This is a genomic window from Enterobacter sp. SLBN-59, assembly GCF_024807915.1.
Taxonomy (GTDB): Bacteria; Pseudomonadota; Gammaproteobacteria; order Enterobacterales; family Enterobacteriaceae; genus Enterobacter; species Enterobacter asburiae_B.
The window spans coordinates 1,440,491-1,465,655 of sequence record NZ_JANUFI010000001.1 but is presented as its reverse complement, the minus strand read 5'-3'; the positions used below and the strand labels follow the sequence as shown (position 1 = coordinate 1,465,655).

At 56.4% G+C, this 25,165-nt stretch carries 19 protein-coding genes; 18 read left to right on the top strand and 1 reads right to left on the bottom strand.

The genetic code is table 11. The annotated features are described in order from the left end of the window. The first annotated feature begins 33 nt into the window (after positions 1 to 33). The 13 genes from M2422_RS06990 to M2422_RS06930 all read left to right on the top strand — a co-directional run bounded on the left by M2422_RS06990 (position 34) and on the right by M2422_RS06930 (position 14,964). A complete protein-coding gene (locus M2422_RS06990) occupies positions 34 to 726 on the top strand; it encodes a DUF421 domain-containing protein (protein ID WP_023310994.1) in 693 nt (230 codons plus the stop codon). A gap of 162 nt (positions 727 to 888) precedes the next feature. Continuing rightward, positions 889 to 1,977, top strand: coding sequence for a 3-phosphoserine/phosphohydroxythreonine transaminase (gene serC / locus M2422_RS06985; RefSeq protein ID WP_029739497.1), 1,089 nt, complete (start codon positions 889 to 891; stop codon positions 1,975 to 1,977). A 69-nt stretch (positions 1,978 to 2,046) separates the two neighbouring features. Further along, positions 2,047 to 3,330 (top strand): 3-phosphoshikimate 1-carboxyvinyltransferase, encoded by a 1,284-nt coding sequence (gene aroA, locus M2422_RS06980; RefSeq protein ID WP_029739498.1) that lies wholly within the window; start codon positions 2,047 to 2,049, stop codon positions 3,328 to 3,330. Positions 3,331 to 3,515: 185 nt separating this feature from the next. Beyond that, on the top strand, positions 3,516 to 4,199 hold the full coding sequence (gene cmk / locus M2422_RS06975; protein WP_013097305.1) for a (d)CMP kinase: 684 nt from the start codon (positions 3,516 to 3,518) through the stop codon (positions 4,197 to 4,199). Between the two features lie 111 nt (positions 4,200 to 4,310). After that, the gene (gene rpsA / locus M2422_RS06970; RefSeq protein ID WP_008499966.1) at positions 4,311 to 5,984 is read left to right on the top strand and encodes a 30S ribosomal protein S1; all 1,674 of its coding nucleotides are present in this window, start codon (positions 4,311 to 4,313) and stop codon (positions 5,982 to 5,984) included. A 170-nt stretch (positions 5,985 to 6,154) separates the two neighbouring features. Beyond that, positions 6,155 to 6,442, top strand: coding sequence for an integration host factor subunit beta (ihfB, locus tag M2422_RS06965; RefSeq protein ID WP_008499965.1), 288 nt, complete (start codon positions 6,155 to 6,157; stop codon positions 6,440 to 6,442). A 214-nt stretch (positions 6,443 to 6,656) separates the two neighbouring features. Further along, complete coding sequence (locus M2422_RS06960) at positions 6,657 to 8,921, top strand: ComEC family protein (protein WP_064672216.1); 2,265 nt, start codon at positions 6,657 to 6,659, stop codon at positions 8,919 to 8,921. Positions 8,922 to 8,957: 36 nt separating this feature from the next. Continuing rightward, positions 8,958 to 10,709 (top strand): lipid A ABC transporter ATP-binding protein/permease MsbA, encoded by a 1,752-nt coding sequence (gene msbA, locus M2422_RS06955; RefSeq protein ID WP_064672217.1) that lies wholly within the window; start codon positions 8,958 to 8,960, stop codon positions 10,707 to 10,709. Next, complete coding sequence (lpxK, locus tag M2422_RS06950; RefSeq protein ID WP_064672218.1) at positions 10,706 to 11,683, top strand: tetraacyldisaccharide 4'-kinase; 978 nt, start codon at positions 10,706 to 10,708, stop codon at positions 11,681 to 11,683. Before msbA ends, lpxK begins: the two co-directional genes overlap by 4 nt. A 44-nt stretch (positions 11,684 to 11,727) precedes the next feature. Beyond that, positions 11,728 to 12,957 carry a winged helix-turn-helix domain-containing protein gene (locus tag M2422_RS06945; RefSeq protein ID WP_064672219.1) on the top strand — a complete coding sequence of 410 codons (1,230 nt, stop codon included), beginning with the start codon at positions 11,728 to 11,730 and terminating at the stop codon, positions 12,955 to 12,957. A gap of 45 nt (positions 12,958 to 13,002) precedes the next feature. Beyond that, positions 13,003 to 13,185, top strand: coding sequence for a protein YcaR (gene ycaR, locus M2422_RS06940; protein WP_006174474.1), 183 nt, complete (start codon positions 13,003 to 13,005; stop codon positions 13,183 to 13,185). Then, entirely contained in the window at positions 13,182 to 13,928 is a 747-nt protein-coding gene (gene kdsB, locus M2422_RS06935) for a 3-deoxy-manno-octulosonate cytidylyltransferase (RefSeq protein ID WP_064672220.1), read from the top strand. The genes ycaR and kdsB overlap by 4 nt, the downstream gene beginning before the upstream one ends. 142 nt (positions 13,929 to 14,070) lie before the next feature. Further along, on the top strand, positions 14,071 to 14,964 hold the full coding sequence (locus M2422_RS06930; RefSeq protein ID WP_047651301.1) for a YcbJ family phosphotransferase: 894 nt from the start codon (positions 14,071 to 14,073) through the stop codon (positions 14,962 to 14,964). On the opposite strand, the gene elyC is transcribed toward M2422_RS06930, so the two are convergent. Next, positions 14,941 to 15,720: an envelope biogenesis factor ElyC gene (gene elyC / locus M2422_RS06925; RefSeq protein ID WP_064672221.1), complete on the bottom strand. Its 780-nt coding sequence runs from the start codon at positions 15,718 to 15,720 to the stop codon at positions 14,941 to 14,943. The two genes, M2422_RS06930 and elyC, sit on opposite strands and share 24 nt — an antisense overlap. A gap of 124 nt (positions 15,721 to 15,844) precedes the next feature. On the opposite strand from elyC, the gene cmoM reads away from it, so the two are divergent. The 5 genes from cmoM (at position 15,845) to ldtD (ending at position 25,088) form a co-directional block, all read left to right on the top strand. Next, positions 15,845 to 16,624, top strand: a complete 780-nt coding sequence (cmoM, locus tag M2422_RS06920; RefSeq protein WP_023311004.1) for a tRNA uridine 5-oxyacetic acid(34) methyltransferase CmoM — start codon at positions 15,845 to 15,847, stop codon at positions 16,622 to 16,624. 3 nt (positions 16,625 to 16,627) lie between these two features. Next, on the top strand, positions 16,628 to 17,950 hold the full coding sequence (gene mukF, locus M2422_RS06915) for a chromosome partition protein MukF (protein WP_033145101.1): 1,323 nt from the start codon (positions 16,628 to 16,630) through the stop codon (positions 17,948 to 17,950). Continuing rightward, a complete protein-coding gene (gene mukE / locus M2422_RS06910; protein ID WP_008499954.1) occupies positions 17,931 to 18,635 on the top strand; it encodes a chromosome partition protein MukE in 705 nt (234 codons plus the stop codon). Before mukF ends, mukE begins: the two co-directional genes overlap by 20 nt. After that, entirely contained in the window at positions 18,635 to 23,086 is a 4,452-nt protein-coding gene (gene mukB / locus M2422_RS06905) for a chromosome partition protein MukB (RefSeq protein ID WP_064672222.1), read from the top strand. The genes mukE and mukB overlap by 1 nt, the downstream gene beginning before the upstream one ends. 178 nt (positions 23,087 to 23,264) lie before the next feature. Beyond that, positions 23,265 to 25,088, top strand: coding sequence for a L,D-transpeptidase (ldtD, locus tag M2422_RS06900; RefSeq protein ID WP_064672223.1), 1,824 nt, complete (start codon positions 23,265 to 23,267; stop codon positions 25,086 to 25,088). Positions 25,089 to 25,165 lie beyond the last annotated feature (77 nt).

Here is a 25,165-nt window from a genome sequence, read left to right as displayed (position 1 = left end):
AGTGGCAGTAACTGACTGTTAAGGCATAGAAAAATGAAAGCATTTGATCTCCAGCGGATGGCGTTTGATAAAGTTCCTCCTGAATTTCTGGGCGAAGTGGCGCTGCGCAGCCTGTATACCTTCGTCCTCGTCTTCCTGTTTCTTAAAATCACTGGCCGGCGAGGCGTGCGGCAGATGTCGCTCTTTGAGGTGTTGATCATCCTGACGCTGGGCTCGGCGGCGGGTGACGTCGCTTTTTATGACGACGTGCCGATGGTGCCGGTGTTTATCGTTTTTGTCTCACTGGCGCTACTTTATCGCCTTGTCATGTGGCTGATGTCGAAAAGCGAAAAGCTGGAAGATCTGCTTGAAGGGAAGCCGGTCGTTATCGTCGAGGACGGACAGCTGGCCTGGGAAAATGTACAAAGCGCCAATATGACCGAGTTTGAGTTCTTTATGGAGCTTCGCCTGAACAGCGTTGAACAGCTCGGGCAGGTGCGTCTGGCGATCATGGAAACCAACGGGCAGATCAGCGTCTATTACTATTCTGACGACGAGGTGAAGCCGGGACTGTGTATTCTGCCGGATATGCTCATTGAGCGTTTCAGAACCGTACCTGAGTCAGGCGAGTATGCTTGCGTAAGATGTAGCCATGTAGTCGCGATGCAGCCGGGGGATCGCCAATTATGCCCCCGCTGTGCAAATCCGGAATGGACGAAGGTTAGCCGGGCCAAACGCATCACCTGACAGCCATTTTGTCGGTTTTGTCCTGGCGAGGCGGCAGATTGTTTTGTGTGACGCGGGGCACATTTCACGGGTCATAAGTTTTAGACATTGCGGCGCGTGTCACTGAATGATAAAACCGATATCCACAGTTATAACTTATGGCTTTTAGCGTGGTGAGGGGAAATGGCTCAAGTCTTTAATTTCAGTTCAGGTCCGGCAATGTTACCGGCAGACGTGCTTAAACAGGCTCAACAGGAACTCTGTGACTGGAACGGTCTCGGTACGTCGGTGATGGAAATCAGCCACCGTGGTAAAGAGTTTATTCAGGTGGCGGAAGAGGCAGAAAAGGATTTTCGCGATCTGCTGAATATTCCCTCGAACTACAAAGTATTGTTCTGTCACGGCGGTGGACGTGGCCAGTTTGCAGGCGTTCCGCTGAATATCCTCGGCGACAAAACGACGGCTGACTACGTTGACGCGGGTTACTGGGCGGCAAGCGCCGTTAAAGAAGCGCATAAATACTGCACGCCGAATGTTATCGACGCCAAAGTGACCGTTGACGGTCTGCGCGCCGTGAAGCCAATGAGCGAGTGGCAGCTTTCCGATAACGCAGCGTATCTGCACTACTGCCCGAACGAAACCATTGACGGGATTGCCATTGACGAGACGCCAAACTTCGGTAGCGATGTCGTGGTTGCCGCCGACTTCTCCTCCACCATTCTGTCTGCGCCAATTGATGTCAGCCGCTACGGCGTTATCTATGCGGGCGCGCAGAAAAATATCGGCCCGGCCGGTTTGACTATCGTCGTTGTGCGTGAAGACCTGCTGGGTAAAGCACATAAATCCTGTCCGTCGATTCTCGATTACACCGTGCTGAACGATAACGATTCGATGTTCAACACCCCACCAACGTTTGCCTGGTATCTCTCCGGCCTGGTCTTTAAATGGCTGAAGCAAAACGGCGGCGTGGCGCAGATGGACAAGGTGAATCAGCAGAAAGCTGAACTGCTGTATGGCGTGATCGACAAGAGCGATTTCTACCGCAACGATGTGGCGAAAGCGAACCGTTCCCGCATGAACGTGCCGTTCCAGCTGGCGGACAGCAGCCTGGATAAAGTCTTCCTGGAAGAGTCCTTCGCGGCAGGCCTGCATGCGCTCAAAGGTCACCGTGTCGTTGGCGGCATGCGTGCCTCCATCTATAACGCGATGCCGCTGGAAGGCGTTAAGGCCCTGACGGATTTCATGATCGACTTCGAACGTCGTCACGGTTAATTTGCTGTTTTTCACCCCCGCAGCGTCCCTGCGGGGTTTTTATTATGTTGAGTTGAGAGTTTAGTTTTCATGGAATCCCTGACGTTACAACCTATCGCGCGGGTAGATGGCACCATCAATCTGCCTGGTTCAAAAAGTGTCTCGAACCGCGCTCTGCTGCTGGCAGCTCTGGCAAACGGCACCACCGTCCTCACAAACCTGCTGGACAGCGATGACGTGCGTCATATGCTCAATGCGCTGAAAGCGTTGGGCGTTCATTACACTCTCTCCGACGATCGTACTCGCTGCGAAGTGACCGGCAACGGCGGCGCGCTGCGCTCGGGCGAAGAGCTTGAGCTGTTTCTGGGCAACGCCGGTACCGCGATGCGCCCGCTGGCGGCGGCCCTGTGCCTGGGTAGCAACAACATCGTGCTGACCGGCGAACCTCGCATGAAAGAGCGTCCGATTGGCCATCTGGTGGATGCCCTGCGTCAGGGCGGCGCGCAGGTTGAGTATCTGGAGCAGGAAAACTATCCGCCACTGCGTCTGCGAGGCGGTTTTACCGGCGGTCACGTCGAGGTGGACGGCAGCGTCTCCAGCCAGTTCCTGACGGCACTGCTGATGACCGCGCCGCTGGCACCGCAGGATACGGTTATCACCATTAAAGGTGAACTGGTCTCCAAACCGTACATTGATATCACCCTGCACCTGATGAAAACCTTCGGCGTTGAGGTGGAAAACCAGTCTTATCAGCGCTTCGTGGTGCGCGGGGCGCAGCAGTACCAGTCTCCGGGCAACTACCTGGTTGAAGGGGATGCGTCATCCGCGTCCTACTTCCTGGCCGCGGGTGCGATTAAAGGCGGCACGGTAAAAGTGACCGGTATTGGCCGTAACAGCGTGCAGGGCGACATCCGTTTTGCGGACGTGCTGGAAAAAATGGGCGCCATTGTCACCTGGGGCGATGACTTCATCTCCTGTACCCACGGCGAGCTGAACGCCATCGACATGGACATGAACCATATCCCGGATGCGGCGATGACCATTGCCACGGCGGCGCTGTTTGCCAAAGGCACGACCACGCTGCGTAATATCTACAACTGGCGCGTAAAAGAGACGGACCGCCTGTTCGCAATGGCGACAGAGCTGCGAAAAGTCGGTGCCGAGGTGGAAGAGGGCGAAGACTACATTCGCGTGACCCCTCCGGCAAAACTGCAGTTTGCGGAAATCGGCACCTACAACGATCACCGCATGGCGATGTGCTTCTCGCTGGTGGCGCTGTCAGACACGCCTGTCACCATTCTTGATCCGAAATGTACCGCGAAAACCTTCCCGGACTACTTCGAACAGCTGGCACGCATTAGCACGCTGGCCTGATAACGCCTTGCCGCATCGCCCGATGCGGCATTTGCTTACGCTTCATTACGAACACCTCCGCTCATTTCTTCTACACTCTGCTTCAATCATTCCGTAATTTGCACGCAAAGGTAACAGTTGCGCACGTTGGCGCGTATAATGCGCGGCGTTCATGTAAACGGTATGCCTTATTTAAGGAGAAAAAGATGACGGCAGTTGCCCCGGTAATCACCATTGATGGGCCGAGTGGCGCAGGGAAAGGTACTCTGTGCAAAGCGATGGCGGAAGCATTGCAATGGCATCTTTTAGATTCGGGAGCAATCTATCGCGTGCTGGCGCTGGCCGCGCTGCATCACCATGTGGATGTCGCGTCTGAAGAAGCGCTGGTTCCGCTGGCTGCGCATCTGGATGTGCGTTTCGTATCGACCGATGGCAACCTGGAAGTCATCCTTGAAGGGGAAGACGTGAGCGGCGAAATCCGTACGCAGGAAGTGGCGAATGCGGCCTCTCAGGTCGCGGCGTTCCCGCGCGTTCGCGAGGCGCTGTTACGTCGTCAGCGCGCGTTCCGTGAAGCCCCGGGGCTGATCGCTGACGGACGCGATATGGGGACGGTGGTATTCCCTGATGCGCCAGTGAAAATTTTCCTTGACGCCTCTTCGGAAGAACGTGCTCAACGCCGCATGCTTCAGTTGCAGGAAAAGGGGTTTAGTGTTAACTTTGATCGCCTTTTATCCGAGATAAAAGAGCGCGATGACCGCGATCGTAACCGCGCCGTCGCCCCACTTGTTCCTGCAGAAGATGCATTAGTTCTGGATTCAACCAGTTTAACTATTGAGCAAGTGATTGAAAAAGCGCTACAATATGCGCGCCAAAAACTGGCACTCGCGTAATCGCGACCGATTTAGCAGTACCCCCGCTGCAATGGATTGACGGCGGGTATGTGAAACAACCCCATCCGGCACGGAGCCAGGTGGACGTTAATATTAACCTGAAGATTAAACATGACTGAATCTTTTGCTCAACTGTTTGAAGAATCCTTAAAAGAAATCGAAACCCGCCCGGGTTCCATCGTTCGCGGTGTTGTTGTTGCTATCGACAAAGACGTAGTACTGGTTGACGCCGGTCTGAAATCTGAGTCCGCCATTCCGGCAGAGCAGTTCAAAAACGCCCAGGGCGAGCTGGAAATCCAGGTTGGTGACGAAGTTGACGTTGCTCTGGACGCAGTAGAAGACGGCTTCGGTGAAACCCTGCTTTCTCGTGAGAAAGCTAAACGTCACGAAGCATGGATCACGCTGGAAAAAGCTTACGAAGAAGCTGAAACTGTGGTCGGTGTTATCAACGGCAAAGTTAAAGGTGGCTTCACTGTTGAGCTGAATGGTATTCGTGCGTTCCTGCCAGGTTCTCTGGTAGACGTTCGTCCAGTTCGTGACACTCTGCACCTGGAAGGCAAAGAGCTTGAATTCAAAGTAATCAAGCTGGACCAGAAGCGTAACAACGTTGTTGTTTCCCGTCGTGCCGTTATCGAATCCGAAAACAGCGCAGAACGCGATCAGCTGCTGGAAAACCTGCAGGAAGGCATGGAAGTCAAAGGTATCGTTAAGAACCTCACTGACTACGGCGCATTCGTTGACCTGGGCGGCGTTGATGGCCTGCTGCACATCACCGACATGGCGTGGAAACGCGTTAAGCACCCAAGCGAAATCGTGAACGTGGGCGACGAAATCACTGTTAAAGTGCTGAAGTTCGACCGCGAGCGTACTCGTGTATCCCTCGGCCTGAAACAGCTGGGCGAAGATCCATGGGTAGCTATCGCTAAGCGTTACCCAGAAGGTACTAAACTGACTGGTCGCGTAACCAACCTGACTGACTACGGCTGCTTCGTTGAAATCGAAGAAGGCGTTGAAGGTCTGGTGCACGTTTCCGAAATGGACTGGACCAACAAAAACATCCACCCATCCAAAGTTGTTAACGTTGGTGATGTAGTGGAAGTGATGGTTCTGGATATCGACGAAGAACGTCGTCGTATCTCCCTGGGCCTGAAACAGTGCAAAAACAACCCATGGCAGCAGTTCGCGGAAACCCACAACAAGGGCGACCGTGTTGAAGGTAAAATCAAGTCTATCACTGACTTCGGTATCTTCATCGGCCTGGACGGCGGCATCGATGGCCTGGTTCACCTGTCTGACATCTCCTGGAACGTTGCAGGCGAAGAAGCAGTTCGTGAATACAAAAAAGGCGACGAAATCGCTGCAGTTGTTCTGCAGGTTGACGCAGAGCGTGAGCGTATCTCCCTGGGCGTTAAACAGCTCGCAGAAGATCCGTTCAACAACTGGGTTGCACTGAACAAGAAAGGCGCAATCGTAAACGGTAAAGTGACTGCAGTTGACGCTAAAGGCGCAACCGTAGAACTGGCTGACGGCGTTGAAGGTTACCTGCGCGCTTCTGAAGCTTCACGTGACCGCGTTGAAGATGCCACTCTGGTTCTGAACGTAGGCGACGACGTTGAAGCTAAGTTCACCGGTGTTGACCGTAAGAACCGTGCAATCAGCCTGTCTGTTCGTGCTAAAGACGAAGCTGATGAGAAAGATGCAATCGCAACTGTTAACAAACAGGAAGATGCAAACTTCTCTAACAACGCAATGGCTGAAGCTTTCAAAGCAGCTAAAGGCGAGTAATATCAGGTTCTCAGTATCATTTGCGCTGTAACGCATTTACAGCGTGAAGGATGAGGAGCAAACTTGACAGATTGCAGGATTCGTCCTGTAATCAATAACAAAGGGCGGCTACGGCCGCCCTTGTTTAATGAGCTGTTCAGCTAATTGGTTTGAAAGGAACCGGAGGAATCATGACCAAGTCAGAATTGATTGAAAGACTTGCCAGTCAGCAACCGCATATCCCTGCCAAGGCAGTGGAAGATGCCGTAAAAGAGATGCTGGAGCATATGGCCTCCACTCTTGCCCAGGGCGAGCGCATTGAAATCCGCGGTTTCGGTAGTTTTTCTCTGCACTATCGTGCTCCACGTACCGGGCGTAACCCGAAAACTGGCGATAAAGTCGAGCTGGAAGGTAAGTACGTTCCACACTTTAAGCCGGGTAAAGAACTGCGCGATCGCGCCAATATTTACGGTAACTGAGTTTAGCCAGTCGGTTAAACTGGGTTCGAAAGAAAGCACCTGCGGGTGCTTTTTTTGTCTCTGTCGCTTTCATTCTGAAGATACCCCGCATTTTCCGTTTCGTTTTCTGCAAACCGATAAAAACAGCACAGCGCGCGCTGTAAAACGCATTCTTACCATCTGACAATTCCTTCTACCTGATTACATACTGCCCCTCTGAAACAGGGAGGTAGCAATGGGAATTCCCGCGCTTAGTATCTGCGCCATTCTGGCGATAGCCCCGTTACTCTGGTTACCTGAACTGCCATCACGTCATACCGTGTGGATAATGATTGTTGGCGGGATCGTGCTGGCCGCACGGCGAAACGTACGACTGAAGTATGCGGGTATCACGCTGTTATTTTGCGTGTGGGGTATTTTGGCTGCGAAGGAGAGCGTCTGGTCGATGCAGCATTTAACCACGGGGGCCGTGCAGGCTGAGGTAGCGATCACCGCCACAGATGGCGCAACGCAGCATCAGGGAAACATTCTTAGCGTTGATGGCAAGCGCTGGTGGGCCTCTACCGGCATAACGCTGTATGGCAATTATCTGCCACAGAAAGCGTGTGCCGGTCAGCGCTGGACCATGACGCTCAGGCTCAGGCCTGCCCACGGCGAGCTGAACGACGGCGGTTATGATTCTCAGCGCAGCGCTTTTGCCCGCCACCAAACGCTGAGCGGGCGTTTCACCCGTGCGGAACTCGTTGATGGACGCTGCAGCCTGCGAGCGCAATATCTCATGTCACTGCAAAACCGCCTTTCTGCTTACCGATGGGGGGCGGTTATCCTCGGACTGGGAATGGGTGAACGTCTGGATATGCCCCGGGAAATACAAGACCTGATGCGCGAAACCGGGACGCTGCATCTGATGGCGATTTCGGGACTGCATATCGCGCTGGCGGCATCCCTCGCCTGGTTACTCGGACGTGGGCTACAGTTTTTATTACCCAGCCACCGGATCCACTGGCAAATGCCTCTTCTGGCCGGGTTATGCTTTGCCGCTTTCTACGCCTGGCTTACCGGTCTTCAACCGCCTGCGCTACGAACGGTCATCGCGCTTGCTGTGCTTGCAATGTTGCGGATCGCTGCCCGTCGGTGGTCTCCCTGGCAGGTGTGGGTCTGCTGTATCGCGGCGATCCTGATAAGCGATCCCTTAGCCGTACTTTCGCAGAGTCTGGCCCTGTCCGCATTTGCCGTCGCCGCGCTGATTTTCTGGTTTCAGTGGCTTCCTCTTCCTGGCTGGCGCAGGGCACGACGTCTACGGCCGCTGCTGAATCTGATCTATCTGCAGTTGGGCATGTTGATGCTGCTGATGCCGTTACAGGTTCTGATTTTCCACGGCTTCAGCATTTCTTCTCTGGTCGCGAATCTCTTTGCCGTTCCCCTGGTGACGTTTGTCTCCGTGCCGCTGATCCTGCTCGGCATGCTGCTTCATCTCCTACCGCTGGCGGCACTGGAAAGCGTCGTCTGGTTCGCAGCCAATAAGTCACTTGTGGGGCTATTCTGGCTCCTCATGCGCCTGCCTGACGGCTGGCAAAATGTCGACCAACGCTGGCAGTACATGACATTACTGCCCTGGCTTATCATCATCGGCTGGCGCTTTCGTGCCTGGAAAACCCTTCCTGCCGTTTGTCTTGCAGGAAGTGTCTTACTGACATTTCCTCTCTGGCGAACGGAAAAAAGCGAGAGCTGGACGCTGCATATGCTGGATGTGGGGCAGGGGCTGGCGATGGTCATTGAACGGCAGGGAAAAGCCATTCTCTATGATACCGGGCTCGCCTGGCCGGGCGGGGATAGCGCGCAGCGGTTGATTATCCCGTGGCTTCGCTGGCATCACCTGCGGCCTGAAGGCATTATTCTCAGTCATGAGCACCTCGACCATGCGGGAGGACTCGCATCGTTGCAAAAAGCGTGGCCTGACGCGTGGGTAAGAAGCCCATTGCGCCAGGCGGGACATCGCCCCTGTTTTCGCGGGCAGAGATGGAAATGGCAGGGACTCTCCTTCACCGTCCACTGGCCCCCTGAAAATTACCCGGCGCAGGGAAACAACCATTCCTGCGTGGTAAAGGTGGACGACGGTGAGCAGAGCGTTCTGCTAACGGGGGACATTGAAGCGCAGGCGGAACAGGCTATGCTTAGCCATTACTGGCGTTATCTGACGTCCACGCTTATACAGGTGCCCCATCATGGCAGCAATACTTCGTCCTCATTGCCGCTGGTACAGCGGGTAGAAGGTCAGATCGCCCTGGATTCAGCGGCCCGCTATAACGCATGGCGATTCCCGTCGGCAAAAGTTGTCCGACGCTACCGAAAAGAGGGGTACATCTGGCACGATACCCCTCATTCTGGACAAATATCGGTGACATTCTCGCAACATCACTGGCAAATCTGGCGCTTGCGAGAGCAATTTTTACCCGTTTGGTATCATCAGTGGTTTGGCGAGCCCGTCGATAACGGGTAGAATATGCGGCTATTTCAACGAATGCTGGTTTTTTGAATGCATAACGACAAAGATCTCTCCACGTGGCAAACCTTCCGCCGACTCTGGCCGATGATTGCGCCCTTTAAAGCAGGCCTGATCGTGGCGGGAGTAGCGTTAATCCTCAACGCAGCCAGCGATACTTTTATGCTATCGCTTCTCAAACCGTTACTGGACGACGGTTTTGGTAAAACGGATCGCTCAGTGTTGCTATGGATGCCTCTGGTGGTTATCGGACTGATGATCTTACGCGGCATCACCAGCTATATATCCAGCTACTGTATTTCCTGGGTATCAGGGAAAGTGGTGATGACTATGCGCCGTCGCCTGTTCAGCCACATGATGGGCATGCCGGTCTCGTTCTTTGACAAGCAGTCTACCGGGACGCTGCTGTCCCGTATTACCTACGACTCCGAGCAGGTTGCCTCCTCGTCCTCAAGCGCGCTGATCACCGTTGTGCGTGAGGGCGCGTCAATCATCGGCCTGTTCGCGATGATGTTCTATTACAGCTGGCAGCTGTCGATCATCCTTATCGTTCTGGCACCGATAGTTTCTATTGCTATCCGCGTCGTCTCAAAGCGCTTCCGCAATATCAGTAAGAATATGCAGAACACGATGGGGCAGGTGACGACCAGCGCGGAACAGATGCTGAAAGGGCATAAAGAAGTTCTGATTTTTGGCGGTCAGGACGTCGAAACCAAACGCTTTGATAAAGTCAGTAACAAAATGCGTCTTCAGGGGATGAAAATGGTCTCCGCCTCTTCCATCTCTGACCCGATTATTCAGCTGATTGCCTCCCTGGCGCTGGCATTCGTCCTCTATGCAGCAAGCTTCCCGAGCGTCATGGAGACGCTGACGGCGGGTACTATCACCGTGGTCTTCTCCTCTATGATCGCCCTGATGCGTCCGCTGAAATCCCTGACGAACGTGAACGCCCAGTTCCAGCGCGGGATGGCCGCCTGTCAGACGCTGTTCAGTATTCTGGATTCCGAACAGGAAAAAGATGAAGGTACTCGCGAGATTGAGCGCGCCCGTGGTGACGTTGAATTCCGCAATGTCACTTTCGCCTATCCTGGACGTGAAACGCCGGCGCTGCGTAATATCAACCTGTCCATTCCGGCGGGTAAAACCGTGGCGCTGGTAGGCCGTTCCGGCTCGGGTAAATCGACCATTGCCAGCCTGATCACCCGTTTCTACGATATTAACGAAGGTGAGATCCTCCTGGACGGTCATGATCTGCGGGAGTATACCCTGCAGTCGCTGCGTAACCAGGTGGCGCTGGTTTCCCAGAACGTGCACCTGTTCAACGATACTGTGGCAAACAACATTGCGTATGCGCGCACGGATGAATACAGCCGTGAGCAGATTGAGAATGCCGCGCGTATGGCCTACGCAATGGACTTTATCAACAAGATGGATAACGGTCTGGATACGATAATCGGTGAGAACGGGGTGCTGCTCTCCGGCGGTCAGCGTCAGCGTATCGCCATTGCGCGTGCGCTGCTGCGCGATAGCCCAATTCTGATTCTGGACGAAGCGACCTCCGCGCTGGATACGGAATCTGAACGCGCTATTCAGTCTGCGCTGGATGAGCTGCAAAAGAACCGTACCTCGCTGGTGATTGCTCACCGTCTGTCGACTATCGAGCAGGCTGACGAAATCGTCGTGGTTGAGGACGGTATCATTGTTGAACGCGGAAGCCATGCTGATTTGCTGGAACACCGCGGCGTTTACGCCCAGCTTCATAAGATGCAGTTTGGCCAACAATGATTGCACGCATCTGGTCCGGTGAATCCCCGCTGTGGCTGCTGCTTTTGCCGCTCTCCTGGCTTTACGGCCTGGTGAGCGGCACAATTCGTCTGCTTTACCGTCTCGGGCTGAAGCGTGCCTGGCGCGCGCCGGTTCCGGTGGTGGTGGTCGGTAATCTTACGGCGGGCGGCAACGGTAAAACGCCGGTGGTGATCTGGCTGGTGGAGCAATTGCAAAAACGCGGTATCCGCCCGGGGGTGGTATCGCGCGGATATGGTGGTAAAGCGGCGCGTTATCCGCTGCTGCTGACGGCGGAAACCACGACCGCCGAAGCGGGTGATGAGCCGGTATTGATTTTCCAGCGTACCGGCGCGCCGGTTGCGGTCTCCCCGGTGCGCAGCGACGCCGTTCAGGCACTGCTTGCCGAACACGCGGTACAAATTATTATCACTGACGATGGCCTGCAGCATTACGCCCTGGCGCGTGATAAAGAGATTGTGGTCATCGACGGGGTTCGCCGCTTCGGTAACGGCTGGTGGCTGCCGGCCGGGCCCATGCGCGAACGCGCTTCGCGCCTTAAGTCCGTTGATGCGGTGATTGTGAACGGCGGTGAGGCAAAAGCGGGTGAAATCCCGATGTACCTGCAGCCAGGTCTGGCGGTCAACCTGGTGACGGGGGAACGCCTGTCGGTTGCTGAGCTGCCTTCACCGGTGGCGATGGCGGGGATTGGCCATCCGCCGCGCTTCTTCGCGACGCTGGAACAGTGTGGTGCCCGACTGGAAAAACGCGTTCCGCTGGCCGACCACCAGGCGCTGGTGGAAGGGCAGGTAGACGCCCTGACCGTACCCGGGCAGTCTCTGATCATGACCGAAAAAGATGCGGTGAAATGCCGTGCCTTTGCGAAAGATAACTGGTGGTATCTGCCGGTTGACGCTGAACTCAGCGGGGAGCAGCCGGAACGTTTGCTCAAGGAACTGATTGCGTTGGTGAAATAAACGCTTACGCGGTTCTGGTGGCGCTTTGACTGACAGGATAACGCATGTCTTTACCGCAACTCTCGCTTTCAGCCGCACGTCATTTACACCTTGCCGCGCAGGGGCTGCTTAAAAAGCCCCGCCGCCGCGCGCAGCCTGCCGATATTCTCTCTACCGTCCAGCGCATGTCGCTGCTTCAAATCGACACCATTAACATCGTGGCCCGTAGCCCTTACCTGGTGCTGTTTAGCCGCCTGGGGAATTATCCTTCGCAGTGGCTGGATGAGGCGCTCAGCAAGGGAGAGTTAATGGAGTACTGGGCGCACGAAGCCTGCTTCCTGCCCCGCAGCGATTTTGCCCTGGTTCGCCACCGTATGCTTGCTCCGGAAAAGATGGGCTGGAAATACCGTCAGGCGTGGATGCTGGAACATGCGGCCGAAATTGAGCAGCTAATCGCGCATATTCAGGATAACGGTCCCGTACGCTCCGCCGATTTTGAACACCCGCGCAAAGGCACCAGCGGCTGGTGGGAGTGGAAGCCGCATAAGCGTCATCTCGAAGGGCTGTTTACCTCTGGCAAAGTCATGGTGATTGAGCGGCGTAATTTTCAGCGCGTGTACGACCTGACGCATCGCGTGATGCCGCACTGGGACGACGAGCGTGACCTGCTTACCAAGGAGGTGGCCGAGGCCATCATGCTCGAAAACAGCGCCCGCAGCCTGGGGATTTTCCGCACGCAATGGCTGGCAGACTATTACCGCCTTCGCCAGCCCGCGCTGATACCGCTGCTGGACATCTGGCAACGCGAACAGCGCGTCATCCCCGTCACGGTGGAAACGCTGGGCGAAATGTGGCTGCATGCGGATCTCCTCCCGCTACTTCCTCTGGCCCTGGAGGGGAAACTTCAGGCAACCCACAGTGCGGTGTTGTCGCCTTTCGACCCGGTCGTCTGGGACAGAAAACGCGCCGAGCAGCTGTTCGATTTTAGCTACCGGCTGGAATGTTATACCCCAGCGCCAAAGCGCCAGTATGGTTACTTTGTTCTCCCGCTGCTGCATAAGGGGCAACTGGTCGGGCGTATGGACGCCAAAATGCACCGCAAGACCGGCACGCTTGAAATCATTGCGCTTTATCTGGAAGAGGGCGTCAGGGTGACGGCGAGCCTGGAAAAAGGGTTAACGTTCGCCATTAGCGAATTCGCGCGCTGGCAGGGTGCCCGCGACGTGACGCTGGGCCGGGTGCCCGACGGACTGTTTACATCCTGTCGAAGTGGCTGGGAAACAGGCACTCCCTGAAAAGGGAATGTGTTAAGCTTTAGCGATTACCCATACGGAGGAACTATGGATCACCGTTTACTTGAAATTATTGCCTGCCCGGTATGCAACGGCAAACTCTACTACAGCCAGGACAAACAGGAGCTGATTTGCAAGCTGGACAGCCTGGCTTTCCCGCTGCGTGACGGCATTCCGGTACTGCTGGAAAATGAAGCTCGTTCCCTGGTGGCAGAAGAGAGCAAACCATGAGTTTTGTTGTCATTATTCCTGCGCGTTATGCCTCAACGCGTCTGCCGGGTAAACCGCTGGTGGATATCAACGGCAAGCCGATGATTGTGCATGTCCTTGAGCGTGCGCGTGAATCCGGTGCCGATCGCGTGATTGTTGCTACCGATCATCCTGACGTCGCCCGTGCGGTTGAGGCGGCAGGCGGTGAGGTATGCATGACCCGCTCCGATCACCAGTCCGGCACCGAGCGTCTGGCGGAAGTGGTTGAAAAATGTGGCTTCGGTGATGATACGGTCATCGTGAACGTGCAGGGTGACGAGCCGATGATCCCGGCGGTGATTATCCGTCAGGTGGCAGAAAACCTGGCTCAGCGTCAGGTCGGTATGGCGACGCTCGCGGTGCCCATTCACCACGCTGAAGAGGCATTCAATCCCAATGCGGTGAAGGTGGTCATGGATGCCGAAGGCTATGCGCTCTATTTCTCCCGCGCCACGATCCCGTGGGATCGCGATCGCTTTGCGCTCTCTAAAGAGACGATCGGTGATACTTTCCTGCGTCATATCGGGATCTACGGCTATCGCGCCGGTTTTATTCGTCGATATGTTACCTGGGCGCCGAGTCCGCTGGAGCAGATCGAAATGCTGGAGCAGCTTCGCGTGCTCTGGTACGGCGAAAAAATTCACGTTGCCGTTGCCAGCGAAGTGCCTGGAACGGGCGTTGATACGCCGGAAGATCTTGAGCGCGTTCGCGCCGAGTTGCGCTAATACTGCCTGCATCCCTCCTGTCGGAGGGATGTTCTCTCCCTCGATAATTCCTCTTTCTTTTTCCTAATTGTTCTCTTCCGGGTGACATCTCCCTTCAGGACGCTCATTATAAAAGCAGTAGTCTTAATGGGGGTAATCTCATATGGAACAGCTGCGTGCCGAACTTAGCCATCTGCTGGGTGAGAAATTAAGCCGGGTCGAATGCGTGAGTGAAAAGGCCGATACCGCGCTTTGGTCGTTGTATGACAGTCAGGGCAACCCAATGCCGCTGATGGCCAGAAGTTTCACCTCGCCGGGCGTTGCCAGGCAGCTGGCATGGAAAATGTCGATGCTGGCGCGGGAGGGAACCGTCCGTATGCCGACGGTGTACGGCGTGATGACCCACGAGGAACACCCCGGCCCGGACGTGCTGCTGATTGAGCGTTTACGCGGCGTGCCCGTTGAAGCGCCCGCGCGCACGCCGGAACGCTGGGAGCAGTTAAAAGACCAGATTGTCGAGGCGCTACTGGCCTGGCACCGTCAGGATAGCCGCGGGCTTGTCGGTCCGGTCGACAGCACTCAGGAAAACCTGTGGCCGCTGTGGTATCGCCAGCGGGTGGAAGTGCTGTGGGGAACGCTTAACCAGTTCAGCAATACCGGTTTAACCATGCAGGACAAACGTATTCTGTTTCGCACCCGCGAGTGCTTACCGGCGCTATTCGACGGTTTTAATGACAACTGCGTGCTGATTCACGGTAATTTCACCCTGCGCAGCATGCTCAAGGACTCCCGCAGCGATCAGCTTCTGGCGATGCTTGGGCCGGGGATCATGCTCTGGGCTCCGCGCGAATACGAGCTGTTCAGGCTCAGCGACAGCGGGGCGGCGGAAGGTCTACTGTGGCACTACCTTCAACGCGCACCCGTTGCAGAAGCGTTTCTCTGGCGGCGCTGGCTTTACCTGCTCTGGGACGAAGTCGCGCAGTTGGTTAACACCGGACGTTTTAATCGCGCAAATTTCGATCTGGCAACAAAATCACTCCTGCCCTGGCTCGCCTGACGATCCTTTCAGCCACTGCCAGAGGCGCCCGAGCGTCTCATAACCGACGCGATCGCTATGCATCAGCCAGGCCGGGGATGGGATCGCCCGTTCCCACGGGTTGAGCGGCGCGTCGATGGCCATCTGGTTTGCCGGTGCGGGAAGCGGGTGCAGGCCTTGCTTCTGGAAGAAAATCATCGCGCGGGGCAGGTGTGAGGCGGAGGTCACCAGTAAGAACGGGACATCGCCAATTGCCTGCTTCACTGCGGCAGCCTCTTCTTCGGTGTCTTTTGGGCTGTCCAGGGTGATAATCGAGGAACGCGGCACGCCGAGTGATTCTGCGACCCTGGCGCCCGCTTCAGCCGTACTCACCGGGTTCGTTTTGGCCGCCGCGCCGGTGAAGATCATTTTTGATCCCGGGTTCGCCAGCCAGAGGCGAATGCCTTCGTTTAGCCGCGGCAGGCTGTTGTTGATCAGGTTTGAACTGGGGGCCCAGTCAGGATCCCAGGTATATCCGCCGCCCAGCACCACGATGTACGCCACTTTCTGATTTCCCTGCCATGTTGGGTATTTGTTTTCGATGGGGCGTAGCAGACCATCCGCGACCGGCTGCAGGCTCAACAGCAGCAGGACAAACCAGCCGAGCGTGATAAGCGTTTTACCACTCTTCTGAAAGCGACTGAGCCACACCAGCGCCAGCCCCAGCGCGATGATGATGAGCAGCAGCGGAAGGGGAAGCATCATCCCTCCAATGTATTTCTTAAGGGTAAAAAGCATCCTTTTTGGTTCCTTTTTTGACCATATAGCAGGTGATTACCCGTGATATTACACCAGAGAGGTTCATTCTCCGCGCGGGTGTGACAAAATAGCGGTTTTGCAGTTAGCGAGTGGAACTCTCCCAATGCGGGATCGCAATTTTGATGACATCGCGGAAAAGTTTTCGCGCAACATTTATGGCACCACGAAAGGTCAGCTCCGTCAGACGATCCTCTGGCAGGATCTGGACACCATTCTGGCTACCTTTGGTGGTCAAACGTTGCGCGTGCTGGACGCCGGTGGCGGTGAAGGGCAGACGGCGATAAAAATGGCCGAGCGCGGTCATCACGTCACGCTTTGCGATCTTTCTGCTGAAATGGTCGCCCGCGCGACGCGTGCTGCAGAAGAGAAAGGTGTGAGCGACAACATGCATTTTATACAATGCGCCGCTCAGGACATCGCACAGCATTTGGAAACACAGGTTGATCTGATATTGTTTCATGCGGTGCTGGAGTGGGTTGCCGATCCGCAAAGCGTGTTACAAACCCTGTGGTCTATGTTGCGCCCGGGCGGCACGCTGTCGCTGATGTTCTACAATGCTAACGGCTTCCTGATGCACAACATGGTTGCAGGAAACTTCGACTATGTGCAGGTCGGGATGCCCAAAAAGAAAAAGCGCACGCTTTCCCCGGACTATCCGCGCGATCCACAGCAGGTTTATGGCTGGCTGGAAGCGATTGGCTGGCAGATCGTCGGGAAGACGGGCGTCAGGGTGTTTCATGATTATCTGCGTGAAAAACACAAACAGCGTGACTGTTTTGACACCTTAACAGAATTAGAAACGCGGTATTGCCGTCAGGAGCCTTTTATCAGCCTTGGCCGCTATATTCACGTCACCGCGCACAAGCCGCAGATGCAAGGATAACCTATGAGTGAATTTTCCCAGACAGTCCCCGAACTGGTTGCCTGGGCCAGGAAAAACGATTTCTCCATCTCGCTGCCGGTAGACAGACTCTCTTTCCTGCTGGCGGTTGCCACGCTGAACGGCGAACGGCTGGACGGTGAAATGAGCGAGGGTGAACTGGTGGATGCGTTCCGCCATGTCAGTGATGCGTTTGAGCAAACCAGCGAAACCATTAGCGTGCGTGCCAACAACGCAATCAACGATATGGTGCGTCAACGTCTGCTGAACCGCTTTACCAGCGAGCAGGCGGAAGGAAACGCCATCTATCGCCTGACGCCGCTGGGCATCGGCATCACCGATTACTATATTCGCCAGCGTGAATTTTCTACGCTGCGTCTTTCCATGCAGCTCTCGATCGTGGCGGGTGAGCTTAAGCGCGCCGCCGACGCGGCGGATGAAAACGGTGACGAATTCCACTGGCACCGTAACGTCTACGCGCCGCTGAAATATTCGGTGGCCGAGATTTTCGACAGTATCGATCTCACCCAGCGCCTGATGGACGAACAGCAGCAGCAGGTGAAAGACGATATCGCCCAGCTGCTGAATAAAGACTGGCGAGCGGCCATCTCCAGCTGTGAACTTCTGCTGTCAGAAACCTCCGGCACGCTGCGTGAGCTCCAGGATACGCTGGAAGCCGCAGGAGACAAGCTGCAGGCTAACCTGCTGCGTATCCAGGATGCGACGCTGGCACACGACGATCTGCATTTTGTCGACCGCCTGGTGTTCGATCTGCAGAGCAAACTCGATCGCATTATCAGCTGGGGCCAGCAGTCGATCGACCTGTGGATCGGCTATGACCGACACGTGCATAAATTTATCCGTACCGCGATTGATATGGATAAAAACCGCGTCTTTGCTCAGCGTCTGCGTCAGTCGGTGCAGACCTATTTCGATGCGCCGTGGGCGCTGACCTACGCCAATGCCGATCGTCTGCTGGATATGCGCGACGAAGAGATGGCGCTGCGCGATGAAGAGGTGACCGGTGAACTGCCGCCGGATCTGGAATACGAAGAATTTAACGAAATTCGCGAGCAGCTTGCGGCGATGATTGAAGAACAGCTCGCTGTCTACAAAACCAGACAAGTGCCGCTGGATCTTGGGCTCGTGGTGCGCGACTATCTGGCGCAATATCCACGCGCGCGCCACTTCGACATTGCCCGCATTGTGGTAGACCAGGCGGTGCGCCTGGGCGTTGCGCAAGCAGATTTCACCGGACTGCCGCCGAAGTGGCAGCCAATCAACGATTACGGAGCCAAGGTACAGGCGCATGTCATTGACAAATATTGAACAAGTGATGCCAGTTAAGCTGGCACAGGCGCTGGCGAATCCGTTATTTCCGGCGCTGGACAGCCAGCTGCGTGCCGGTCGTCACATTGGATTAGACGAGCTGGATAATCACGCCTTTTTGATGGACTTCCAGGAGTACCTGGAAGAGTTTTACGCACGCTATAACGTGGAACTTATCCGCGCGCCGGAAGGGTTTTTCTACCTGCGCCCGCGCTCCACAACGCTTATTCCGCGTTCCGTGCTCTCCGAGCTGGATATGATGGTCGGCAAAATTCTTTGCTACCTCTACCTCAGCCCGGAACGTCTGGCGAATGAAGGCATCTTCACCCAGCAGGAACTTTACGACGAGCTGTTGACGCTGGCAGATGAAAGCAAGCTGCTGAAGCTGGTGAACAACCGCTCCACGGGGTCGGATCTTGACCGTCAGAAATTACAGGAAAAGGTTCGCTCTTCTCTGAACCGTCTGCGTCGTCTGGGGATGGTCTGGTTTATGGGCCACGACAGCAGCAAATTCCGCATTACGGAATCTGTCTTCCGCTTCGGCGCCGACGTGCGCGCGGGCGATGACGCGCGTGAAGCGCAGCTTCGCATGATCCGCGACGGTGAAGCGATGCCGGTGGAAAACCATTTGCAGCTCAATGACGAGCATGAAGAGAATCTGCCGGATAGCGGGGAGGAAGAGTAATGATTGAACGCGGTAAATTTCGCTCACTGACGCTGATTAACTGGAACGGCTTCTTTGCCCGAACGTTCGATCTGGATGAGCTGGTCACGACGCTCTCCGGCGGTAACGGTGCGGGTAAATCCACCACCATGGCGGCCTTTGTTACGGCGCTGATCCCCGATCTGACGCTGCTTCACTTCCGTAACACCACCGAAGCGGGAGCCACAAGCGGCTCCCGTGATAAAGGTCTGCACGGTAAGCTGAAGGCCGGTGTCTGTTATTCGGTTCTGGACGTCATTAACTCCCGTCATCAGCGCGTTGTGGTGGGCGTGCGCCTGCAGCAGGTCGCCGGTCGCGACCGTAAAGTGGATATCAAGCCGTTTGCGATCCAGGGGCTGCCGACCTCCGTGCAGCCGACGGCGCTGCTGACGGAAACCCTGAACGAACGCCAGGCGCGCGTGCTGACGCTGCAGGAGCTGAAGGACAAGCTTGAAGCCATCGAAGGCGTGCAGTTCAAGCAGTTCAACTCGATTACCGACTACCACTCGCTGATGTTCGATCTGGGCGTGGTGGCGCGTCGTCTGCGCACGGCATCAGACCGTAGCAAATACTACCGCCTGATCGAAGCGTCTCTGTACGGCGGTATCTCCAGCGCGATTACCCGCTCCCTGCGCGACTACCTGCTGCCGGAAAACAGCGGCGTGCGTAAGGCCTTCCAGGATATGGAAGCGGCGCTGCGCGAAAACCGCATGACGCTGGAAGCGATTCGCGTTACCCAGTCTGACCGCGACCTGTTTAAACACCTGATCAGCGAAGCCACCAACTACGTGGCGGCGGACTACATGCGCCACGCCAACGAGCGCCGCGTGCATCTCGATCAGGCATTAGAATACCGTCGCGAGCTGTTTACCTCCCGTAAACAGCTGGTGGCCGAGCAGTACAAGCACGTCGAAATGGCGCGCGAGCTGGGTGAGCACAACGGTGCTGAAGGCGACCTGGAAGCCGACTATCAGGCCGCCAGCGATCACCTGAACCTGGTGCAGACCGCGCTGCGTCAGCAAGAAAAAATCGAGCGCTATGAAGCGGACCTCGATGAGCTGCAGATTCGTCTCGAAGAGCAAAATGAAGTGGTGGCTGAAGCCGCCGACATGCAGGAAGAGAACGAAGCCCGCGCCGAAGCGGCCGAGCTGGAAGTGGATGAGCTGAAAAGCCAGCTTGCCGATTACCAGCAGGCACTCGACGTGCAGCAGACGCGAGCGATTCAGTACACCCAGGCACTGCAGGCATTACAGCGTGCAAAAGAGCTGTGCCATCTGCCTGACCTGACGCCGGACAGCGCCGACGAGTGGCTGGATACCTTCCAGGCCAAAGAGCAGGAAGCCACCGAGAAACTGCTCTCCCTTGAACAGAAAATGAGCGTCGCGCAAACGGCGCACAGCCAGTTTGAGCAGGCTTATCAGCTGGTAGTCGCTATTAACGGCCCGCTGGCGCGTAACGAAGCCTGGGACGTTGCCCGTGAACTGCTGCGCGACGGTGTGAACCAGCGCCATCTGGCCGAGCAGGTTCAGCCGCTGCGTATGCGTCTGAACGAGCTGGAGCAGCGCCTGCGCGAGCAGCAGGAAGCCGAGCGTCTGCTGGCGGAATTCTGTAAGCGTCAGGGAAAAAATTACGATTTCGACGAGCTTGAGGCCCTGCATCAGGAGCTGGAAGCGCGTATTGCGGCCCTGTCCGATACCGTATCAAACGCCAGCGAACAGCGTATGACGCTGCGTCAGGAGCTGGAGCAGATTCAGTCCCGTTCGAAGACGCTCCTGGAGCGTGCGCCGGTCTGGCTGGCGGCTCAAAGCAGCCTGAACCAGCTCAGCGAGCAGTGCGGCGAGCAGTTCGAATCCAGTCAGGAAGTGACCGAATACCTGCAGCAGCTGCTGGAGCGCGAACGTGAAGCCATCGTTGAGCGTGATGAAGTGGGCGCCCGCAAGCGCGACGTCGATGAAGAAATTGAGCGCTTAAGCCAGCCGGGCGGGTCAGAAGATCCACGCCTGAATGCGCTAGCGGAGCGTTTTGGCGGCGTGCTGCTGTCCGAGATTTATGACGACGTTGGCCTCGATGATGCCCCGTACTTCTCCGCGCTGTACGGTCCATCCCGCAACGCGATTGTGGTCCCGGATCTGTCGCTGATTTCTGAGCAGCTTGCCGGCCTGGAAGATTGCCCGGAAGATCTCTACCTGATCGAAGGGGATCCGCAGTCGTTCGATGACAGCGTATTCAGCGTCGACGAGCTGGAAAAAGCGGTGGTGGTGAAAATTGCCGACCGCCAGTGGCGTTATTCCCGCTTCCCGGAGCTGCCGCTGTTTGGCCGCGCCGCGCGCGAAAGCCGCATCGAGAGCCTGCACGCCGAGCGTGAAACGCTGTCTGAACGTTTTGCGACCCTGTCGTTTGACGTGCAGAAAACCCAGCGTTTGCACCAGTCGTTCAGCCGCTTTATCGGCAGCCATCTCGCCGTAGCGTTTGACGCGGATCCGGAAGCCGAAATCCGCAAGCTCAATACCCGCCGTGGCGAGCTGGAACGTGCGATTGCAAGCCATGAAAGCGATAACCAGCAGAGTCGCGTTCAGTTTGAACAGGCGAAAGAGGGCGTCGCTGCCCTTAACCGCATTCTGCCGCGCCTGAATCTGCTGGCGGATGACACGCTGGCTGACCGTGTGGATGAGATCCAGGAGCGTCTGGATGAAGCGCAGGAAGCCGCGCGTTTCGTTCAGCTGCACGGCAATCAGCTGGCGAAGCTGGAGCCCGTCGTGTCTGTCCTGCAGAGCGACCCGGAACAGTTCGAGCAGTTAAAAGAAGATTATGCCTGGTCGCAGCAGGTGCAGCGCGAAGCGCGTCAGCAGGCGTTTGCCCTGACGGAAGTGGTGCAGCGTCGGGCCCACTTTGGCTACTCCGATTCGGCTGAAATGCTGAGCGGTAACAGCGATCTGAACGAAAAACTGCGTCAGCGCCTTGAGCAGGCGGAGGCGGAACGTACTCGCGCCCGCGAAGCAATGCGCAGCCATTCCGCTCAGCTGAACCAGTACAACCAGGTGCTAGCCTCGCTGAAAAGCTCCTTCGACACCAAGAAAGAGCTGTTAAACGATCTGCAGAAAGAGCTTCAGGACATCGGCGTTCGTGCCGACAGCGGGGCAGAAGAGCGCGCGCGTATTCGTCGTGACGAGCTGCATTCGCAGCTCAGCAATAACCGCGCGCGTCGTAATCAGCTGGAAAAAGCGCTGACCTTCTGCGAAGCCGAAATGGATAACCTGACCCGTCGCCTGCGCAAGCTGGAACGCGACTATCACGAAATGCGCGAGCAGGTCGTGACCGCCAAGGCGGGCTGGTGCGCGGTGATGCGCATGGTGAAAGACAATAACGTTGAGCGTCGTCTGCACCGCCGCGAGCTGGCGTATCTCTCTGCCGATGAGCTGCGCTCCATGTCGGATAAGGCGTTGGGTGCGCTGCGTCTGGCGGTGGCGGATAACGAACACCTGCGCGACGTGCTGCGCATGTCGGAGGATCCGAAACGTCCGGAACGTAAAATTCAGTTCTTCGTGGCGGTTTACCAGCACCTGCGCGAGCGTATTCGTCAGGACATCATCCGTACCGACGATCCGGTCGAAGCCATCGAACAGATGGAAATCGAGCTGGGCCGTCTGACGGAAGAACTGACCTCCCGCGAGCAGAAGCTGGCGATCAGCTCCCGCAGCGTGGCGAACATTATTCGTAAAACCATTCAGCGCGAGCAGAACCGTATCCGCCAGCTGAACCAGGGTCTGCAGAGCGTGTCGTTTGGCCAGGTGAACAGCGTGCGCCTCAACGTCAACGTGCGTGAGGCCCACGCGACGCTGCTGGAAGTGCTCTCAGAGCAGCACGAGCAGCATCAGGATCTGTTCAACAGCAACCGTCTGACCTTCTCCGAAGCGCTGGCGAAGCTGTATCAGCGCCTGAACCCGCAGATTGATATGGGCCAGCGTACGCCACAAACCATCGGTGAAGAGCTGCTGGACTACCGTAACTATCTGGAAATGGAAGTCGAGGTAAACCGTGGCTCAGACGGCTGGCTGCGTGCGGAATCCGGGGCGCTCTCTACCGGTGAAGCGATCGGTACCGGCATGTCAATTCTCGTGATGGTCGTACAGAGCTGGGAAGATGAAGCGCGCCGCCTGCGCGGCAAAGATATCTCGCCATGCCGACTGCTGTTCCTGGATGAGGCGGCGCGACTTGATGCCCGCTCGATTGCCACGCTGTTCGAGCTTTGCGAACGTCTCGATATGCAGCTCATTATCGCGGCGCCGGAGAACATCAGCCCCGAGAAGGGCACCACCTACAAACTGGTGCGTAAGGTGTTCCAGAACAGCGAACACGTTCACGTTGTGGGGCTGCGTGGCTTTGCGCCGCAGCCGCCGGAGTCGTTGACGGAAACCACGGCGGACGCTTCCTGAAGCGTCTTCTGACCCGAAGCGGCGCACTGGCGCCGCTTTTTTTTTAAACTTAACTTGTGCTTGGGGCTGCGTTATCTTTAAACTTCTTTACATAAGGTAAGGCAACAGCTTAGCCGTCTACCTATAATGAAAGAAAGCCCCAGCGTGATGGGCATGTCGTGAAAACAGGGGGCAAGGGATGTTGCTAAAGAAAGAATGTGGTCGTCAGCTGTCTGCGCTGAGTTTATGCCTGGCAGTGATGTTTGCTCCGCTGTTAACCGCCCAGGCCGACGAGCCTGAAATTGTGCCGACTGACAGCTCGGCAACGACAGGCGCGCAGCCAACGTCGTTGTCCCAGCCGCTGGAGCAGTCTCCGGCGACGGCTATCATGGCCGGAATTAAACCGCTGCCGGAAGGCATCGACGCGGAATCGCTCAGTCAGCAGCTGCAGTCGGAGCTACCGTCAGGCTACACGCCTGTCTATATCAACCAGCTCACGCTCCTCTATGCTGCCCGCGATATGAAACCGATGTGGGAAAATCGCGATGCCGTGCGTGCCTTCCAGCAGCAGCTGGCAGAGGTTGCGATTGCAGGGTTTCAGCCGCAGTTTACAAAGTGGGTTGAGCTGTTAACCGATCCTGCCGTCACCGGGCAGGCGCGTGATGTGGTGCTTTCCGATGCCATGATGGGCTACCTGCAGTTCGTGGCGGGTATCCCGGTCAACGGCAACCGCTGGCTGTACAGCGATAAGCCGTACAAGCTGGCGACGCCGGCGCTGTCGGTGATTAACCAGTGGCAGCTCGCGCTGGACAATGGCGAACTGCCGCGCTTTATTGCCAGCCTGGCACCGGCGCATCCACACTATGCCACTCTGCACCAGTCGCTCCTCACGCTGGTGGGGGACACGCGTCCATGGCCGCAGATGCGCGGCACCGCGACGCTGCGTCCGGGACAGTGGAGCAGCGATGTTCCTGCCCTGCGCGAGATCCTGACGCGTTCTGGTCTTCTTGACGGCGGGCCAAAGATTGTTCTCCCGGGTGACGATCCACAAAACGTCGCCGTCAGCCCGTCAGCGCCAGTTAAAGAGAAGAAAGCCGTTGCCCTGAGCAACAAACCCGCTGCTTACGATCGCGAGCTGGTTGCGGCCGTTAAACAGTTCCAGGCCGCTCAGGGACTGGGGGCCGATGGCGTCATTGGCCAGACGACGCGCGACTGGCTGAACGTATCGCCTGCGCAGCGGGCAGGGGTGCTGGCGCTCAATATCCAGCGTTTGCGCTTGCTGCCGGGAACGCTCTCTACCGGAATTATGGTTAACATCCCGGCGTATTCCCTGGTCTATTACCAGAACGGCAGCGAAGTACTGGCGTCGCGCGTGATTGTCGGGCGTCCGGATCGTAAAACACCGATGATGAGCAGCGCGCTGAATAACGTGGTGGTTAACCCGCCGTGGAACGTGCCGCCGACGCTGGCGCGTAAAGACATTCTGCCGAAGGTCTGGAACGATCCGGGTTATCTGGAGCGTCATGGCTACACGGTGATGCGTGGATGGAACAGTAAAGAGGCCATCGATCCTTATATGGTCGACTGGTCGACGATCACCGCGTCGAATCTGCCGTTCCGCTTCCAACAGGCTCCCGGAGCGCATAACTCTTTAGGGCGCTACAAATTCAACATGCCGAGTTCAGAAGCTATCTATCTGCACGATACGCCGAACCACAACCTGTTCCAGAAAGATACGCGCGCGCTCAGTTCTGGCTGCGTGCGCGTGAACAAAGCCTCGGAGCTGGCCAATATGCTGTTGCAGGATGCGGGCTGGAACGACACGCGTATCTCGGATGTCCTGAAGCAGGGGGATACGCGTTACGTGAATATTCGCCACAATATTCCGGTCAATCTTTACTATCTGACGGCATTTGTGGGTGAGGATGGGCGTACCCAGTATCGTACAGATATTTACAATTATGATCTCACCGCGCGATCCGGCGCACAAATTTTGCCAAAAGCGGAACAATTAATCAGGTAAATGAAGCAGTTCGGGAAAAATGATTGTCGTAAGTTAGGGTGAATAGGGGGCAATATCGCTATAAGCCGCGTATTCAC